Here is a 16,922-nt window from a genome sequence, read left to right as displayed (position 1 = left end):
AGGTATCTTTCTATTTTAGCGGCCAAATGACAATAAAACTAAACCTTCTTGCATGCAATGGGCCATAAACGAACAATTAATCATCGAAATACATTTTTTACTGGTTAACGAGCCGAATCAGCAGGATTGGCTTAATACGAATTACCGATCGACCAACAAGTTTGTGATACAATTCAGCTAATTTTATGCAAAGAAAAGAATAGGTAACGCTTTGACTCAGTCACAGCCTCACTCAGAAAAAAATACGATGGCAAAAGCCAATACCGTCAAGTCATTGCAACAAGCGTTGCAACAGTGTTTGATAAAAGACCGTTTTCGTCTCAATAAGCGGATCATCGGTGCCAGTAAAATTGTTAAAGAACAAGCAAGAACAGCCGTCTTTGATGAAATAGCGCTGGATATTGCTCGTTCAATGATGGTGGTTTCACAGCGAGAAGCGCAAAAAATCACGATTGATTACCCAGAACAGTTACCGGTCAGTCAAAAGCGGGATGATATTGCGCGGGCAATTGAGCAGCATCAAGTGGTGATTGTTGCTGGGGAAACCGGTTCAGGTAAAACCACTCAGTTACCGAAAATTTGTGCTGAGCTTGGACGTGGTAAATATGGGCTGATTGGCCACACGCAACCACGTCGACTCGCCGCTCGTTCGGTGGCTAATCGCATTGCCGAAGAAATGCAGTGTGAGCTTGGTGGCGTTGTCGGTTATAAAGTGCGTTTTAACGATCAAATCTCTGAGCAAACCCAAATCAAATTAATGACTGACGGTATTTTACTGGCAGAAATTCAACATGATCGTTATCTCAATCAGTACGACACGATCATTATTGATGAAGCTCACGAGCGCAGTTTAAACATTGATTTTATTCTCGGTTATTTACGCCAATTATTACCCCGTCGTCCTGATCTCAAAGTGGTCATCACCTCGGCAACCATTGACCCTGAGCGATTTTCGAAACACTTTGCTAATGCGCCGATCATTGAAGTGTCAGGCAGAACCTTTCCGGTAGAAACGCGTTATCGTCCACTAGTGGCAGAAACGGACAGCGATCGCGATCAACTCGAAGGTATTTTTGACGCGGTGGATGAGCTGTGCCTTGAGGGGTTAGGGGATATCCTGATTTTCATGAATGGTGAACGGGAAATTCGTGACACTGCCGATGCGTTAGCAAAACGTAAGTTACGAGATACAGAGATTGTGCCTTTGTATGCCCGTTTATCCTCTGGCGAACAAAATAAGATTTTCCAACCCCATAGCGGCCGGCGGATCGTACTTGCCACCAACGTGGCGGAAACCTCGTTAACGGTGCCAGGGATCAAGTATGTTATTGATCCGGGCACTGCGCGGATCAGCCGTTACAGCTATCGCACCAAGGTGCAACGTTTACCGATTGAACCGATTTCTCAAGCCAGTGCTAACCAACGTAAAGGGCGCTGTGGGCGTGTCGAAGAGGGTATCTGTATCCGTCTATACTCAGAAGAAGACTTTTTATCTCGCCCTGAGTTTACCGCCCCAGAAATTCTGCGCACCAACTTAGCGTCAGTCATTCTACAAATGACTGCGCTAGGCTTAGGCGATATCGAGGCGTTCCCATTTGTTGAAGCGCCAGACAAACGCCATATCCAAGATGGCGTTCGCTTGCTGGAAGAGTTGGGGGCAATGAACCCTGAGATCAGCGACCCGAAAAAACGCCTGACCACGATTGGACGTCAGTTGGCTCGTTTACCGATTGACCCACGTTTAGCGCGAATGGTGTTGGAAGCGCCGCGGCTCGGCTGCTTAAAAGAGGTGATGATCATTGCCTCAGCGTTATCGATTCAAGACCCAAGAGAAAGGCCGAGTGATAAGCAGCAAGCCTCAGATGAAAAACATCGCCGTTTTGTCGATGAAGACTCGGATTTTGTTACCTTAATCAATCTGTGGCATTACTTACAAGAGCAGCAAAAGGCCTTGAATAGCAATGCTTTTCGTCGTCAATGTAAACAGGACTATTTAAATTATTTGCGCGTTCGTGAGTGGCAAGACGTTTATTTCCAAATTCATCAATCGATGCGTGAAATGGATTATAAGCTCAACGATCAGCCGGCAAATTATGACAGTCTGCACAGCGCCATTTTGGTGGGTTTGCTGTCACACATCGGCAGTAAAGACGCTGAAAAAAATGAGTATCAAGGGGCTCGTAACGCAAGATTCAATATCTTCCCAGCTTCTGGTTTATTTAAAAAACAGCCAAAGTGGGTGATGTCGGCAGAACTGGTCGAAACCTCGAAACTGTGGGCGCGGATTGTTGCCAAAATTCAACCGGAATGGATTGAGCCTCTTGCTAAGCACTTGATCAAGCGTAGTTATAGCGAACCACATTGGTCGAAGAAAAGTGCCGCGGTGATGGCGTATGAAAAAGTGACCCTTTATGGCGTACCTATCGTTGCCAAACGAGCGGTCAATTATGGGGCGATTGATGTGCCATTGAGCCGTGAGATTTTCATTCGCAGTGCTTTGGTGGAAGGTGATTGGCAAACCAAACACGCTTTCTTTAAGCAAAATCGCGCTTTGTTACTTGAGGTCGAGGAGTTAGAGCATAAATCGCGTCGCCGAGATATCTTGGTGGATGATGAAGAGCTGTTCCAATTTTATGATCAACGAGTTGGCGCGGAGGTGGTCTCAGGGCGTCATTTTGATGCTTGGTGGAAAAAAGCCAGCCATGATAATCCAGACTTACTCAATTTTGAAAAAGAGATGCTGGTTAAAGGCGATGCCAGCCATATCACCGAACTCGATTATCCTAATTTCTGGCACCAAAACGGAATTAAATTAAAGCTCAGTTATCAATTTGAACCGGGTATTGATAGTGACGGTGTCACGGTGCATATTCCTTTGCCGATCCTTAACCAAATTGAGCCGCAAGGCTTTGATTGGCAAATTCCGGGTTTACGTCATCAATTAGTGGTCAGTTTGATTAAATCGCTACCGAAAACGCTGCGTAAGAACTTTGTGCCAGCGCCAAACTATGCTGATGCCTTTTTAGCGCGCGTCACGCCGTTAGCAATGCCATTACTGGATGCGCTGGAAAAAGAGCTTAAGCGGATGACAGGCGTGGCTATCGAGCGTGAAGATTGGAATTGGCAGCAAGTACCTGATCACTTAAAAGTGACCTATCGGGTAGTGGATCATCGTCATCGGAAACTCAATGAAGATAAAGACTTATACGCATTGAAAGAAAGCTTGAAAGCCAAGGTTCAAGAAACCTTATCGCAAGTGGCGGATGATGATATTGAGCAGAAAGATCTCCACACTTGGTCGTTTGGTGAGCTGCCGAAAGTTTACCAGCAAAAACGTGGCGGTTTTGAGGTTAAAGCCTATCCGGCGTTGGTGGATAATAAAGACAGCATTGAAATTAAGCTATTTGAAACGGAAAGTGAGCAGCAAACTGCGATGCAAGCCGGACAAAGACGATTAATTTTGCTTAATGTGCCATCTCCGATCAAATACTTACACAGTAACTTGCCTAATAAATCTAAGCTTGGCTTGTATTTTAACCCTTACGGTAAAGTACTGGATTTAATTGATGATTGTATTGCTTGTGGCGTTGATAAGCTTATCGAGCAGCATGGGGGCATGGTTTGGCAGCCAGAAGCCTTTGAAGCGCTGAAAGAATATGTTCGCGCTGAACTGGGGGATACGGTGGTCGAGATTGCCCAGCAAGTAGAAACCATTTTAACCACCGCCTACAACATTAATAAGCGTTTGAAAGGTAAAGTCGATTTCACGATGGCTTTTGCTTTATCGGATATCAAAGCACAAATGGAAGGGCTGATTTTTAAAGGTTTTGCCACCGAATGTGGTTGGAAAAAGCTGGCGGACATTTTGCGCTACATGAAAGCGATTGAAAGGCGGATGGAAAAACTGCCGGTTGATCCCAATAAAGATCGCTTGCATATGTTGAAAATTGAATCGGTGGTTAACGAATACAAGACCTTATTGAATAAAATTCCGAAAGGAGTAGCTGTGCCTGAATCGGTCAAAGAGATCCGCTGGATGATCGAAGAACTAAGAGTGAGTTATTTTGCTCAGCAACTTGGTACGCCTTATCCGATTTCAGATAAACGAGTCAAACAAGCGATTGATGCCTGTTAGGCAAGCTGCAAGTCACCGCTATCAGGCGGTGACTTCAAATGATAAGCGGATATATTATTGATCTTTATTCACTATCTGTCCTTTCGTTCCTTGAGGTGCGGTGAAGATGATTCTATAATTTCCGGTAATGCATAACATTGGCTTAGCAGCAGCGGCCAGACAACTATCAAAAGGTTAATTATGAAAAAAACGTTACTTGCCCTCGCGCTATTGGGAGCCTCTTCTGCAGCAATGGCAGATGCTTTGGTTTACGCTGGTGCATCGGTTGGCCAATCTGATTACCGTGGTGATAGCAGTACGGCTTATAATTTGCATGTTGGAACCGGAATTCTGCCATTTTTTGCGGTTGAAGGTGGTTACACAAAATTAGGCGATTTTAAAATTAACGGTATTGAAACCTCTGCTTCAACCATGTATGCCGCACTAAAGCCAAGCATTGATTTTGGTCCTTTACATATTTATGCGCGTGGTGGTATCCATTCATGGAAAACAGAAATCAACAACAGTAAAGATGATGATGGTTTCGATATCATGTATGGCGTAGGCGCTGAATATTTTATTATGGGTCCTTTTTCGGTAGGCGCGGGTTACCATCGTTATACTCTCGACAAGAAAGACGTCAGTGTACTTTCCTTTAACGCGACTTTCCATTTTCTATAATCGCTTTAGCGGTTAGTCGTCAAATCGGTTTATCGCTCAGTTGATAAACCATCGATAACGCCCTTAGAGGTTTTGTTTTTCTCCAAGGGCGTTTTATTCTCGTCAATTATGTATTTAACCAATGACTGAACGCTACTCTTGGCCAATGTGCATTAATGTAGTCAATAAAAGCTTGGGTCCTTTCTGGTAAGAATCGCCGTTGAGGGTGCAGTAAATAAACATCAGCCCCTTCTATATCCCATTCTGGCAATAAAGGAACTAATTGCTGCTGCGTCAGTTCTTGGCTAATCAATCCTTTCGGTAAGCGAGCGACTCCCATATCTAGGAGTGTCGCTTGTAAAATCGTATCTAACTCTTCTGAACTTAAGCGAGCTCGCGGGGTAAATTGAAATTGTTCTCCTGTGAGCCGATGTTTAAACACCCAAGCCTGTTTGGTATTCAGCGTCAGTAGCGGTAATGTTTGCAACTGTTCAGGGTGATTTAAGGTTAAGGTAGCGGCGTAACTGGGAGTCGAGCAGAGCTGCGATGGATTATTGGCTAGCTTACGAGCGACCCAATCGGAATGTGGCTGAGGACCAAAACGCAAAGCGATATCAATATCGTGACGCGTGAAGTAATCCATGCCCGCACCGACTTGAAAATGGATATTAACGTTGGGATGTTGCTGACAAAATTCTAATGCAAGTGGGCTCAGTTGATGACGTAAGGGGATAATCGGTGCATTAATGACAATCGTGCCACGATATTCTTGTTTGGCACGTAAGGCGATTTCTTGTTTCGATTCGATTTCAGCGAAGAGCTCGACATAGGTTTCAAATAATTGTTCCCCTTCTTTGGTTAAAACAATTTCTTTACTACTACGGATCAGCAAGATGCTACCCATATCATGCTCTAATTGTTGGATTCGGCGACTCAGAGTGCTGCTGGAGAGGGCTTTTTGCTTAGCGGCTAAGGCGAAGCTGCCGCAGCGTACCACCGTAATAAAAAGCGCCAGATCGTCTAATTTCATCATAATCCCATATTTGCAATTGACGATCCCATTCTATCCTATTTTAGATAGAATGATATTCAGTTATCTTATGGTGATGCGCGATAGGCTGCGCTTTCTTCAATCTTGAGTTACCGAAGCGGCGCACCCTCTGCGCTCATTCGCTGATCACTTACCCATAACGTTATGTTGTATTGGTATCGTTTAATACCAGAGGATTTATGTCAACCGATTCGACTTATTCATCCAACCCGAAAATTATTTTTGCCAGCGTCGCACTGGTGATTGCCTTAGGCTCTTTAGAAAAAAGTATTGTCACCACACCTTTGGCTTTGATTGGTCAGGAGTTATCCGCTGGAAAATCCCTTACTTGGGTGATTACCGCTTATTTATTGGCTGCGACAGCAGTACTGCCGGTTTATGGTAAGTTAAGCGATCTGTTTGGTCGGGTGCGCATGCTCAATATCAGCATTGTCATTTTCATGATTGGCTCAGCACTCTGTACGTTTGCGATTGATTTGCCGAGTTTAATTGGTGCGCGCGTGATTCAAGGCATTGGCGGTGGTGGCTTAATTGCGCTGGCCTTTACCGTGATTGCCGATTCGATTCCAGCGCGTGAAGTGGGTAAATATCAAGGCTATATTTCCGCGGTATATGCGGTATCGAGTATTGCGGGGCCACTGTTAGGCGGTTATTTTGCTGACCATTTAACGTGGCGCTGGGTCTTTGGAATCAACTTACCCCTTGGCTTGGTGGCATTGTGGATGGTCAATCGTTACCTCAGCCACTTGAATAAACGTCGTAATAGCCGCTTTGACTGGCTTGGTGCCGGATTATTGATGATCGCCACTACCATGTTGCTAATGTTGCTTTCATCGCACTCGTTTATGCCTAATGGCTGGGGGGCGTTTATTTTATTAGCTAGCCTTGTCATGCTTGTATTGGTAGAAAAACGCGTTAGTGATCCTATTTTACCTGCTCGTTTAGCGCGTTTGCCCAACTACTTAACCGCCATTATGTTAGTGATGGGATCGCAAATGTTGATGTTTGCGCTGTTAGTTTATCTACCTTTGCAACTGCAATGGCAGAAAGGACTTTCTCCATCACAAAGTGGCGTCGTGATGGTAATTTTTATGTTTTGTATCACGGCGGGCGCGTATGTCGGCGGTAAGCTGGTCGCTAAGTTTGCTCGCTATAAATTGTTAGTGGCATTAGGTTTTGCTTTGGCGATGATCGCGCTATGGCAAATTCACTATGATATTTGGGTTAATTTCGCGCTAGGTTTTGCAGGAATTGGACTTGGGTTAACTTTGCCAGCACTCAGTGTTGTCGTGCAAAGTGTTTTGCCTGCTCGCGATCGTGGGATTGGCATGTCGTTATTTAATTTTGGCCGTGAGCTAGGCGGAGCGTTAGGGGTTGCATTTTGCTCGGCGTTATTCTATCTACGAGTTCCCCAAGACGTGACAGTCAGTGAACATGGTGCTGAACAAGCGCAAGTCGCGACTCATGTACTCGCTCAAGGCTTTAGCTTGGTTTATATCGGGATGAGTGTTTTAGCGCTTTGTGCCATGTTGCTGACCATTCTCAAGCTGCGTCGTGATGCATTAACCGTTAAGGCACCAGCCACAGAGTAGGGCTATTCACTTTTGTGATGCTAACCAATGCGCTTAACACTAATCGGTGTTGGGCGTATTTTTTTTTACCTTTATTGGATAGAATTCAGAGAGTTTTTATTTCTGTGATGGCAACATTATGTCAGCGATTATCCTATCAGCGGCTCAAGTCGATGATTTAGAAGTACTCAATCAGTTGATGTTTGATTTACATGACGAGCATCACCGTGCTTGTCCAGCTTATTTCAAAACCGCTCATGAGATTGAGCAAGAGAAGAGTATTGCCCGTTATTTAGATGATCCGGAATGTTTGGTTTACGTTGCTAAACAGGGTTCTCAGATCGTTGGTTTTATTACTGGGCATTTTTGTGAGTTAATTTCGAGTGTCAGTCAGCCCATTCCGATGGGTAGTATTGATGAGCTATATGTTGTTCCCTGTTATCGTCAACAAAGAGTCGCAGCCTCACTTCTTGCTCATTTAGAGCAGACATTCGTTGAGTATGGCGTCAAAGAAATGTTTGTTGAGGTGTGGGAGTTTAATCAAACGGCGCAACATTTTTATCAGCAAGGGGGATTTGTTCCACATATACATTGGTTGCGCAAACCCCTATCACAACAGAAGGTGTAACCTTGGTGTTGTTCTGGCTGGTCTTCATTAGGATGTGGATGATTTCCCCTTTGTTATTGCCGAAAGCTCGAGAGGTTTAGAGTAGAAATACCCTTGTTGATATTGAACCCCTTTGTTGGCAAGGTATTTGGCTTGAGCGGCATGTTCCACTCCTTCCGCGACGATATTGACCTTAAGCTGATGAGCCAGCTCAATAATGGTATTTAAGATCGGCGCACTAACCGATTGCACGCCAATTGAATCAATAAAGCATTTATCGATTTTTAAATAATCGAAAGCAATATGTTGCAGGACCGATAATGAGGTTTGTCCTGTGCCAAAATCATCAATAGAGATCATCACACCAGCTTGCCGTAATTCTTGTAAAATAGTTTGTCCTTTTTTATCCAGCAGTTGGCGTTCAGTAATTTCAACCACCAACTGAATTCCTTGAGCAGCAAGATGACTGGCACAAAGGATTAAACGATGAATATGCTTTTGGTGTGAAAGATAGCAAGGTGGAACGTTGATACCAAGGTGTAATTGCTGATGGTTAGGTAAATGCTGAGCATCTTTTTGAGCTTGGTTAATCACATAATCGGTCACTTTATTGATTAAGCCATACTCTTCTGCAATTTGAATAAACGTATCGGGTTTAACAAAACCTAATTTAGGGTTAATCCAACGCAGTAACGCTTCATAGCCGACCACATTTTGTTTCTGACTGTCGATGACAGGTTGATAGACTAAAAACAGCTCGTGTCGTTCTAATCCTTTCTTTAAATCATCTAATAAGCTCGTCCGGCCGGTGAAAAATAAAAACAGAACATAAATGAATAGTGAAAGTGCAATCGAGGCCGGAAGGGCACTCAGTAGATAAAAGGTTATCTGTTCAGTAACAAAAGAGTCACTAGCGACAATTTGTAACGTAAAAAGTTGGTTGGCCGATGTGACCTTTACGTTATGTTGTTTAGTGATGAATTTACTATTAGCTGGGTAGTATTGATTACCGACTTTGACGATTAATTGAGCTATGCGAGTGTCGGTGTGATAACCGAGACGAGCTTGAATATAACCTTGATCGACAACAGAAATGGCTCCACGATAGGGATTGTTTTTATCGGCATCAATCACTAATAAAGTGCGCATGGCTGGATCGTTTTGCAAGTCAAAGAAGCGTTCTTTACTGGTGACAATGCCATCGGGATAATAGTCGCTGATATCTGACTGCATCTCTCCCCGTTTGGACGAACAAACAATTTGTTGATCTTCAACGATCAACATTTCACGCAGTAAACTTTCAAATAACAGGTCTTCTTGAATCTGTGCGCAGCTTTTATTGCTGTATAACGCTTTGGCATTTTCATCATGGAGATCAGCAATCAGGCTATCGATACGTTTGGCATACGAATCGGCAATGGTGTTCAACTGGCTATTAATGCTCGTGACGCTGGTATAGTAAGCGTAAAAAAAAACGATCGGAATAGGGATAAGACAAGCAGATAATATTTTTTTGAGCAGGACTCTTTTTTTATTTTGCAATGCTTTTTACCTGTATTTCTAACTTCGTCTTAAATTTGAAACGGATTGTGCATAGATTGCGCATTATAGAGCAAGCGTGCTGAGGTACAAGGCATAACTCATCGAAGATATTGTTTTTTTTATGCGGACATATAACCTCATTAATTAAAAATAGTATTCAGTCATTGATTTCGCCAATCGGTTATTCGTTGGCGGCATTAAGGCGACATTAAAAAAATAACTCTTCATTAGGTTTAATCGACCGTTAACTACTTCATTTTTTACACCTGTATAAATATTTATACTCACTAAACTCTGCTCTTTCGAAGCATGTTTACCCGCAAAATGACCACTACATTGATGAGACACTGAGGACGCAAACGAATTATGGTTATTTAATGTAATAAAAGTGTTACATTTTTAGTGTTTTTTAGAGAGGGAGATAGGTATCTGCTGATCGTTGCGACTTTATTGAATCGTGCCATGGTTAATAGAGATTTCGACCCTATAAAGGAAACCTAGACATGACATCAATAAGTAACCCTCTTGGTACCGATGGTTTTGAGTTTGTTGAATACACGGCAGCGGATGCACAGGGGATTGACGCACTAAAACAGCTGTTCACTTCTTTAGGTTTTGCTGAAATCGCGAAGCACCGCTCTAAACAAGCTTGGCTATATCGTCAAGGGGATATCAATTTCATCATCAATGCTCAACCTCATAGTCAAGCGGCTGATTTTGCAAAGCTGCATGGCCCATCGGTGTGTGGAATGGCATTTCGGGTTAAAGATGCAGCAGGGGCATTACAACATGCCTTAAGTTGTGGAGCCGCAGCTTATCAAGGTGAAATAGGACCGATGGAATTAAGCATTCCAGCGATTTATGGCATCGGTGACAGTTTGTTGTACTTTGTTGACCGCTATGGTGATAAAAGTATCTATGATGTTGACTTCTTGTTTTACGATGATGCAGAGCAGCGTTTGCAACATAAGCAGGTTGGTTTATGTGAAATCGATCATCTTACTCATAACGTAAAACAAGGCAATATGGATAAGTGGGCTGGTTTTTATGAACAGTTGGCGAACTTTAAAGAGATTCGATATTTTGATATTGAAGGGAAATTGACTGGCTTGGTTAGCCGTGCGATGACCTCACCATGTGGCAAAATTCGCATTCCGATCAATGAATCCCGTGATGATAAATCACAAATTGAAGAATTTTTGCGTGAATACAATGGCGAAGGGATTCAGCATATCGCTTTAAGCACTAATGATATTTATCACACTGTGCGTACGTTGCGAGCGCGAGGCATGGAATTTATGCCAACCCCAGATACCTACTATGAGAAAATCAATTCGCGCGTTCCCGGTCATCATGAATCCGTTGATGAGTTACGCGAATTGCGGGTATTGATTGATGGCGCGCCACTCAAAGATGGTATTTTGCTGCAAATATTTACCCAAACCGTTATTGGTCCAGTCTTTTTTGAAATTATTCAGCGCAAAGGCAATCAAGGTTTTGGCGAAGGTAACTTCAAAGCCTTGTTTGAATCGATAGAAGAAGATCAAATTCGTCGTGGAGTGCTAGATGATGCATAAACCGTTTACGTTTCCTCATCGCGAAGGGGTGTTTTCGAAACAGGCTCATGCGGATTTTCCTGAGCAGGCGATCTATGAGCGAGAAGCTGGGCGCAGTGGCTTTTTTGGCGCTGCGAGTCACTTTCATCATCAGCATCCCCCCACCGCATGGACCGAATGGCAGGGCGATTTACGGCCAAGAGCATTTAATTTAAACCACTTGAGCCACTCTGAACAATTATCCCCTTGGTCTGTTCCTCATTTGCTGCATAACCAAGAGGTGAAAATCCGGGTCTGGCAGCTTAGCCAACCAATGACCCAATTGGTGCGTAATGCGGATGGCGATGAATTATTATTTGTTCATAAAGGCAGTGCCGAGCTGTTTTGTGATTATGGCCATATGACGATTCATGAAGGGGATTATGTGTTAATTCCGCGCTCAACGACTTGGCGTTTAGACCCTAATGAGCCGCTGTTTTTGTTGATGATCGAGAATACGGATGCCGCTTATGCGTTACCAGAAAAAGGCATTGTTGGTCAGCACGCTCTGTTTGACCCGGCGGTGCTTGAAGTGCCGAGTATTAATACACGTTTTCAGGCGCAGTACTCAGAACGCACCACGCACGTTGAAGTTAAACGGCACGATCAAGTGAGTGTGATTACCTATCCTTTTAATCCCCTAGATGCGGTGGGGTGGCATGGCGATCTGGCGGTGCTGAGGCTCAATTGGCGAGATATTCGACCGCTAATGTCCCATCGTTATCATCTACCGCCCTCTGCACATACCACCTTTGTTGGGCAAGGATTTGTGGTCTGTACGTTTGTGCCAAGACCGATTGAAAGTGACCCTGGTGCGCTAAAAGTACCGTTTTATCATAACAATGACGATTATGATGAAGTACTGTTTTATCACGCGGGTGACTTTTTCAGTCGCGATAATATTGAAGCTGGGATGGTGACTTTTCACCCTGCGGGCTTTACTCATGGCCCTCATCCGAAAGCGTTTCAAGCCGGATTAAAAAACAGCAAAACGTTTACCGATGAAGTGGCGGTAATGATTGATACCCGCCACGCCCTGCAATTTAGTGACGCGGTTAAAGAAGTAGAAAATCCTCAGTACGTTTATAGCTGGAAAGAGCACAAGGATACGCCATGAAGTTAGCGACGTTAAAAAATGACACACGGGATGGTCAATTAGTAGTTGTCAGTCGAGATTTACAGCGCTGTGTGATTGTTGACCACCTCGCTTCAACACTCCAACAAGCACTCGATGATTGGCAAAAAGTGGAAGGGCCGTTACAAGAGATCTCCCAAGCTTTAAATGCCGGCCAGCTTACTCATACCGTACCGTTTGCAGAACATCACTGCGCCTCGCCGTTACCAAGGGCATTTCAATGGGCAGATGGCTCAGCTTATGTCAACCATGTTCAGTTAGTTCGACGTGCTCGTGGAGCCGAATTGCCAGAGAGTTTTTGGACTGATCCGCTGATGTATCAAGGGGGATCGGACAGTTTTCTGGGGCCACACGAACCTATCCCACTTGTAGATCCCCAATGGGGATTAGATTTTGAAGCTGAGGTGGCTGTCATCACCGATGATGTCCCTATGGGGATCACAGCGGAGCAGGCAGGGCAACATATTCGCTTAATCATGCTGGTGAATGATGTCTCTCTACGAGGGTTAATTCCCAATGAATTAGCCAAAGGTTTTGGCTTTTTCCAATCGAAACCGAGCTCAGCCTTTTCTCCGGTGGCAGTGACTCCTGATGAATTAAACGATGCGTGGGACGGCGCTAAGTTATCTTTACCATTATTGTCGACCTATAACGGTCAGTTGTTTGGCTGTCCGAATGCAGGGGTCGATATGACCTTTGATTTTCCTCAGTTGATTGCCCATGCAGCGAAATCTCGCCCTTTATGCTGTGGCACGATTATTGGTTCTGGTACCGTCTCAAATAAGCAAGGCACGGAGTACGGAAGTTCAATCGGTGAAGGGGGTGTCGGTTATTCGTGTATTGCCGAGTTACGAATGATTGAAACCATTCGTGATGGGCAACCCAGCACCGCTTTTATGCAGGTCGGTGATACGATAAAACTTGAGATGCTCGATCATCAAGGTAATAGCGTATTTGGTCGTATTGAACAAACGGTGATTGAATCAGGGAGATAGGTGATGAGTGAGCTGAAATTATACGGCTACTGGCGCTCATCGGCAACGTATCGGGTGCGTCTTGCCTTAGCAATTAAGCAGCTGAGTTATCAGCAGTTTCCGGTTGACCTCATCGCTCAAGGTGGTGAGCAACACAGCGAGGTATTTCATCAGCTTAATGCGAGTGAATTAGTGCCAGTGTTAGTTGATGGCGATTTCGTTCTTAATCAATCACTGGCGATTATTGAATATCTTGATGATCATTACCCGCAGCCGCGTCTTATTCCTGTCTCAGGTGAGGCAAAATACCGTGTGTTGTCGCTAGCTCATGATATTGCAATGGATATTCATCCATTAAATAACCTAAGGGTTTTACAATATTTATCACAAAACCTTGCTGTGGATGAGCCCAAAAAAACGCAGTGGTATCAACATTGGATAGCGGTAGGTTTTCGCGCCATTGAAGAAAAGCTGACTATAAGTGCAGGGCAATATTGTATCGGCGATGCACTTTCTCTGGCGGATATCTGCCTGATACCTCAAGTGTATAACGCGGAGCGCTTTGCCGTTGATATGAGCCTTTATCCAAACATCATGCGTATTACCAATACGCTGCGTGAGCGAGCTGATTTTCACTCAGCCGCACCGGAAAGCTGCCGCTGAGTGAAGCGTTTAACTTAGGATGATTAAGCGATAGCTCGCTGAGCTAATGAGGTAGGGCATAAGCGCTTCCCTTGTTCATCAAACAGATGCAGGTTATCTATGTTGATCGATAGGTTAAGTGTTTGATCAATATCTACATCCATTTCAGGTGTTACCGCAATAAAATCGCTGAGTTGAGTTAACCCAGCGATTTTTCCATGCACCAATTGATTGGGACCAAGTGGTTCAACGACACTGATTTGTAAGCGTAAATTCAGAGCGTTTTCACTGCTCGAAAGACCAGCATGCTCAGGACGAATACCTAGGGTTAATGATGGAGCGCTGAGTTGTTGATAGTGCGGTAGATAAATTCTTTGATGACCAACCTGTAAATAGCCTCTATCTAATGATGCAGGGATAAAGTTCATCGCTGGGCTACCAATAAAACTCGCCACAAAGGTACTCGCCGGCTGGTGGTAAACTTCTTTTGGGCGACCGATTTGTTCAATTTTTCCTTGGTTTAAGACCACAATGCGATCGGCTAATGTCATCGCTTCTACTTGATCGTGGGTGACATAGACACTGGTCACGCCGAGTTTGCGTTGCAGTTTTTTTATCTCTAAGCGCATATGCGCGCGTAACGCCGCATCGAGGTTGGATAGTGGCTCATCAAATAAAAACAGCTGCGGATCGCGGACAATCGCGCGTCCCATTGCGACACGTTGACGTTGACCACCAGACAGTTTGGCGGGTTTACGATCTAAATACTCTTCAATTTTGAGGGTTTTAGCGACGTGATTAATTTTTTCAGCGATGGATTTTTTATCCACCCCACGATTTTTTAAGCCATACGCCAAGTTATCGTAAACGCTCATATGAGGATAAAGAGCGTAGTTTTGAAATACCATCGCAATATCACGTAGCGCAGGTTTTTCGTTATCCACTCGGCGACCGGCTAGATGGATTTCTCCACTGTTGATGGGCTCAAGCCCAGCAATCGAACGTAGAATTGACGATTTACCACAACCTGATGGTCCAACTAAAACGATGAATTCGCCCTCATTAATTGACAAATCAACGCCTTTAACTGCTTGATGACCATTTTCATAGGTTTTGACTAACTGTCTGATATCCAACATAACATTGTCCAGTTTTTGTGGTGAGGTTGGGGTGACTAAATGCATAGAGTTATTTTTCACTTTCGACTAATCCTTTAACAAACCAGCGTTGGAAAATGACCACGACGAATACCGGCGGCAGCATGGCTAAAATCACCATGGCGAACGCGTAGTCATAACGTGGTAAACGAGTTTCATTAATATTATTGAGAATTTGTTTAATGCCCATCACGATGGTGTTGTATTGCTCATCGGTGGTCATCATGATGGGCCATAAATACTGGTTCCATCCTACGACAAACATAATGATGAAAATGGCGGCGATCATGGTTTTCGATAGCGGCAGTAATACGTCGATGAAGAAACGAATCGGTCCAGCATTATCGAGCTGCGCTGCCTCCATCAATTCATCTGGAATCGTTTTAAAAAACTGACGAAAGAAAAAGGTTGCAGTAGCCGAGGCAATCAAAGGCAAGATAAGCCCTGTATAACTATTGAGCATTCCTAGGCTTGAAACGACTTCATAAGAGGGGATGATTCGCACTTCTAACGGTAATAAAAGTGTGACAAAAATAAGCCAAAACCAGAAGCTGGCATAAGGCAGCCGGAAATAGACCAAAGCGTAAGCCGCGATCATCGAAACCAAAATTTTCCCGATCGCAAAACCCAGCCCCATGATCATCGAATTGGTGATCATCGATTGCGCGGTAATATTGCCCGAAAATCCGTGGCTTTTGTGCCACGCTTCTTTATAAATAGCCAAAAATTGATCGCCCATTCCCCACTGCAAACCTTCACTGATGATGGTGTTGGGATGATGAGTCGAGCTGGCAAAAATGAGCCAGATTGGCACTAGCATAAATAAGGCTCCGGTGATCAAAATTAAGTGATCGAATAGGTTATTACTTTTCATTTTGCTTCCTTGGATATAAAACCTTAATAATGAACACGTTTTTCAACCACACGGAACTGGATAAACGTCAGCCCGAGAACGAGCAGTAATAAGATCACAGATTGTGCTGAACTGCCGCCTAAATCCGCCCCAACAAATCCATCACGGTATACCTTATAAACCAAAGACGTTGTTGAACCTCCTGGCCCGCCGTTGGTCATGGTATCGATCACGCCGAACGTATCGAAAAAGGCATAGGTGAGGTTAATCACTAAGAGAAAAAATCCGGTTGGGGCAAGCAAAGGAAAAGTAATGGTCCAAAAGCGTTTGGCATCACTGACGCAATCGAGTGTTGAGGCTTCTTTAACGGCATAAGAAATGGACTGTAATCCGGCGAGAAAGTAGATGAAATTGACGGAGACCTGTTTCCATACGGAAACCAAAATCAATGCGAAGGTTGCATCAAACGGATTGGTTTGCAGGCTAAATTGCCATCCAAACATCGCAAAAAGATCCGTTAATAGGCCAATGTGGGGGTTAAACAAAAAACCACCGATAATTCCGGCTATCGCAGGAGCGACGGCATAAACCCAAGTTAAGCTAACCTTGTACGCTCCTTGACCATGAATGATGTTATCTGCTTTGACCGCCAGTAGCAGAGCGATGGCGAGTGATAAAAAGGAGACCACGATAGAAAACAGTAAAGTGAAGCTCAGCGATTTCAAATATTCATGGGATTGAAACAGCATCTGATAGTTTTCAAAGCCAATAAAAGTAGAGGACATTCCCCACGGGTCTTCCAGCATAAAGGAAAGATAAATCGCTTTTGCGGCCGGATAGAGAAAGAAAATCGCGATAATCACCATTTGCGGAGCTAACAGCAAATAGGGTAAAGGAGTGTGAGAAAATTGTTGTCGACGTTCCACGGTTATTTCCAGTCATAAAAAATCGTGCTGAAGAGTGCGGCTATTTTCGCCGTACTCTTCAATGAGCGAGACTCAAGCGACGAAACGTCGGTTTG

General features: G+C 44.1%; 13 protein-coding genes. 8 read left to right on the top strand and 5 right to left on the bottom strand.

The features are described from left to right. The first annotated feature begins 211 nt into the window (after positions 1-211). Positions 212-4,135, top strand: a complete 3,924-nt coding sequence (gene hrpA, locus FKN88_RS02360; RefSeq protein WP_154168108.1) for an ATP-dependent RNA helicase HrpA — start codon at positions 212-214, stop codon at positions 4,133-4,135. Between the two features lie 180 nt (positions 4,136-4,315). Beyond that, the gene (locus FKN88_RS02355) at positions 4,316-4,795 is read left to right on the top strand and encodes an outer membrane beta-barrel protein (protein ID WP_072669170.1); all 480 of its coding nucleotides are present in this window, start codon (positions 4,316-4,318) and stop codon (positions 4,793-4,795) included. A gap of 106 nt (positions 4,796-4,901) precedes the next feature. On the opposite strand, the gene FKN88_RS02350 is transcribed toward FKN88_RS02355, so the two are convergent. Continuing rightward, positions 4,902-5,804 carry a LysR family transcriptional regulator gene (locus tag FKN88_RS02350; RefSeq protein WP_154170641.1) on the bottom strand — a complete coding sequence of 301 codons (903 nt, stop codon included), beginning with the start codon at positions 5,802-5,804 and terminating at the stop codon, positions 4,902-4,904. 200 nt (positions 5,805-6,004) lie between these two features. Between FKN88_RS02350 and FKN88_RS02345 the strand changes: the two genes are divergently transcribed. Together FKN88_RS02345 and FKN88_RS02340 are read left to right on the top strand one after the other, a co-directional pair. Beyond that, positions 6,005-7,417 (top strand): MDR family MFS transporter, encoded by a 1,413-nt coding sequence (locus FKN88_RS02345; protein ID WP_154168110.1) that lies wholly within the window; start codon positions 6,005-6,007, stop codon positions 7,415-7,417. A 118-nt stretch (positions 7,418-7,535) separates the two neighbouring features. After that, entirely contained in the window at positions 7,536-8,024 is a 489-nt protein-coding gene (locus FKN88_RS02340; protein ID WP_154168112.1) for a GNAT family N-acetyltransferase, read from the top strand. A 27-nt stretch (positions 8,025-8,051) separates the two neighbouring features. On the opposite strand, the gene FKN88_RS02335 is transcribed toward FKN88_RS02340, so the two are convergent. After that, complete coding sequence (locus tag FKN88_RS02335; RefSeq protein ID WP_154168114.1) at positions 8,052-9,545, bottom strand: EAL domain-containing protein; 1,494 nt, start codon at positions 9,543-9,545, stop codon at positions 8,052-8,054. Positions 9,546-10,048: 503 nt separating this feature from the next. Between FKN88_RS02335 and hppD the strand changes: the two genes are divergently transcribed. From hppD to maiA, 4 genes are read left to right on the top strand one after another with little or no spacing between them, the layout of a single operon-like run. Then, complete coding sequence (gene hppD, locus FKN88_RS02330) at positions 10,049-11,122, top strand: 4-hydroxyphenylpyruvate dioxygenase (RefSeq protein ID WP_154168116.1); 1,074 nt, start codon at positions 10,049-10,051, stop codon at positions 11,120-11,122. After that, positions 11,115-12,257, top strand: a complete 1,143-nt coding sequence (locus FKN88_RS02325; RefSeq protein WP_154170643.1) for a homogentisate 1,2-dioxygenase — start codon at positions 11,115-11,117, stop codon at positions 12,255-12,257. The genes hppD and FKN88_RS02325 overlap by 8 nt, the downstream gene beginning before the upstream one ends. Continuing rightward, positions 12,254-13,270 (top strand): fumarylacetoacetate hydrolase family protein, encoded by a 1,017-nt coding sequence (locus tag FKN88_RS02320; RefSeq protein ID WP_187985763.1) that lies wholly within the window; start codon positions 12,254-12,256, stop codon positions 13,268-13,270. Before FKN88_RS02325 ends, FKN88_RS02320 begins: the two co-directional genes overlap by 4 nt. A gap of 3 nt (positions 13,271-13,273) precedes the next feature. After that, positions 13,274-13,912, top strand: coding sequence for a maleylacetoacetate isomerase (gene maiA, locus FKN88_RS02315; protein ID WP_154168118.1), 639 nt, complete (start codon positions 13,274-13,276; stop codon positions 13,910-13,912). A gap of 23 nt (positions 13,913-13,935) precedes the next feature. Here maiA and ugpC read toward each other — a convergent pair whose 3' ends face one another. Genes ugpC through FKN88_RS02300 form a run of 3 tightly spaced genes read right to left on the bottom strand, consistent with a single transcriptional unit; the run spans position 13,936 to position 16,827 of the window. Next, positions 13,936-15,030 (bottom strand): sn-glycerol-3-phosphate ABC transporter ATP-binding protein UgpC, encoded by a 1,095-nt coding sequence (gene ugpC / locus FKN88_RS02310; RefSeq protein WP_187985869.1) that lies wholly within the window; start codon positions 15,028-15,030, stop codon positions 13,936-13,938. 49 nt (positions 15,031-15,079) lie between these two features. Next, positions 15,080-15,922 (bottom strand): sn-glycerol-3-phosphate ABC transporter permease UgpE, encoded by an 843-nt coding sequence (gene ugpE / locus FKN88_RS02305; RefSeq protein WP_158138483.1) that lies wholly within the window; start codon positions 15,920-15,922, stop codon positions 15,080-15,082. Between the two features lie 23 nt (positions 15,923-15,945). Continuing rightward, positions 15,946-16,827: an ABC transporter permease subunit gene (locus FKN88_RS02300; protein ID WP_004395223.1), complete on the bottom strand. Its 882-nt coding sequence runs from the start codon at positions 16,825-16,827 to the stop codon at positions 15,946-15,948. Positions 16,828-16,922: the final 95 nt, after the last annotated feature.

This window comes from Vibrio sp. 2017_1457_13, from assembly GCF_030851525.1.
GTDB lineage: Bacteria > Pseudomonadota > Gammaproteobacteria > Enterobacterales > Vibrionaceae > Vibrio > Vibrio metschnikovii.
Note: the sequence above shows the minus strand (reverse complement) of the source record. Positions and strands in the feature narration are given on the sequence as shown.

Coding starts and splice junctions, on each gene's coding strand:
- FKN88_RS02355 (WP_072669170.1), top strand. CDS start 4,316: ATGAAAAAAACGTTACTTGCCCTCGCGCTATTGGGAGCCTCTTCTGCA.
- FKN88_RS02350 (WP_154170641.1), bottom strand. CDS start 5,804: ATGAAATTAGACGATCTGGCGCTTTTTATTACGGTGGTACGCTGCGGC.
- FKN88_RS02345 (WP_154168110.1), top strand. CDS start 6,005: ATGTCAACCGATTCGACTTATTCATCCAACCCGAAAATTATTTTTGCC.
- FKN88_RS02340 (WP_154168112.1), top strand. CDS start 7,536: ATGTCAGCGATTATCCTATCAGCGGCTCAAGTCGATGATTTAGAAGTA.
- hppD (WP_154168116.1), top strand. CDS start 10,049: ATGACATCAATAAGTAACCCTCTTGGTACCGATGGTTTTGAGTTTGTT.
- FKN88_RS02325 (WP_154170643.1), top strand. CDS start 11,115: ATGCATAAACCGTTTACGTTTCCTCATCGCGAAGGGGTGTTTTCGAAA.
- FKN88_RS02320 (WP_187985763.1), top strand. CDS start 12,254: ATGAAGTTAGCGACGTTAAAAAATGACACACGGGATGGTCAATTAGTA.
- maiA (WP_154168118.1), top strand. CDS start 13,274: ATGAGTGAGCTGAAATTATACGGCTACTGGCGCTCATCGGCAACGTAT.
- ugpC (WP_187985869.1), bottom strand. CDS start 15,030: ATGTTGGATATCAGACAGTTAGTCAAAACCTATGAAAATGGTCATCAA.
- ugpE (WP_158138483.1), bottom strand. CDS start 15,922: ATGAAAAGTAATAACCTATTCGATCACTTAATTTTGATCACCGGAGCC.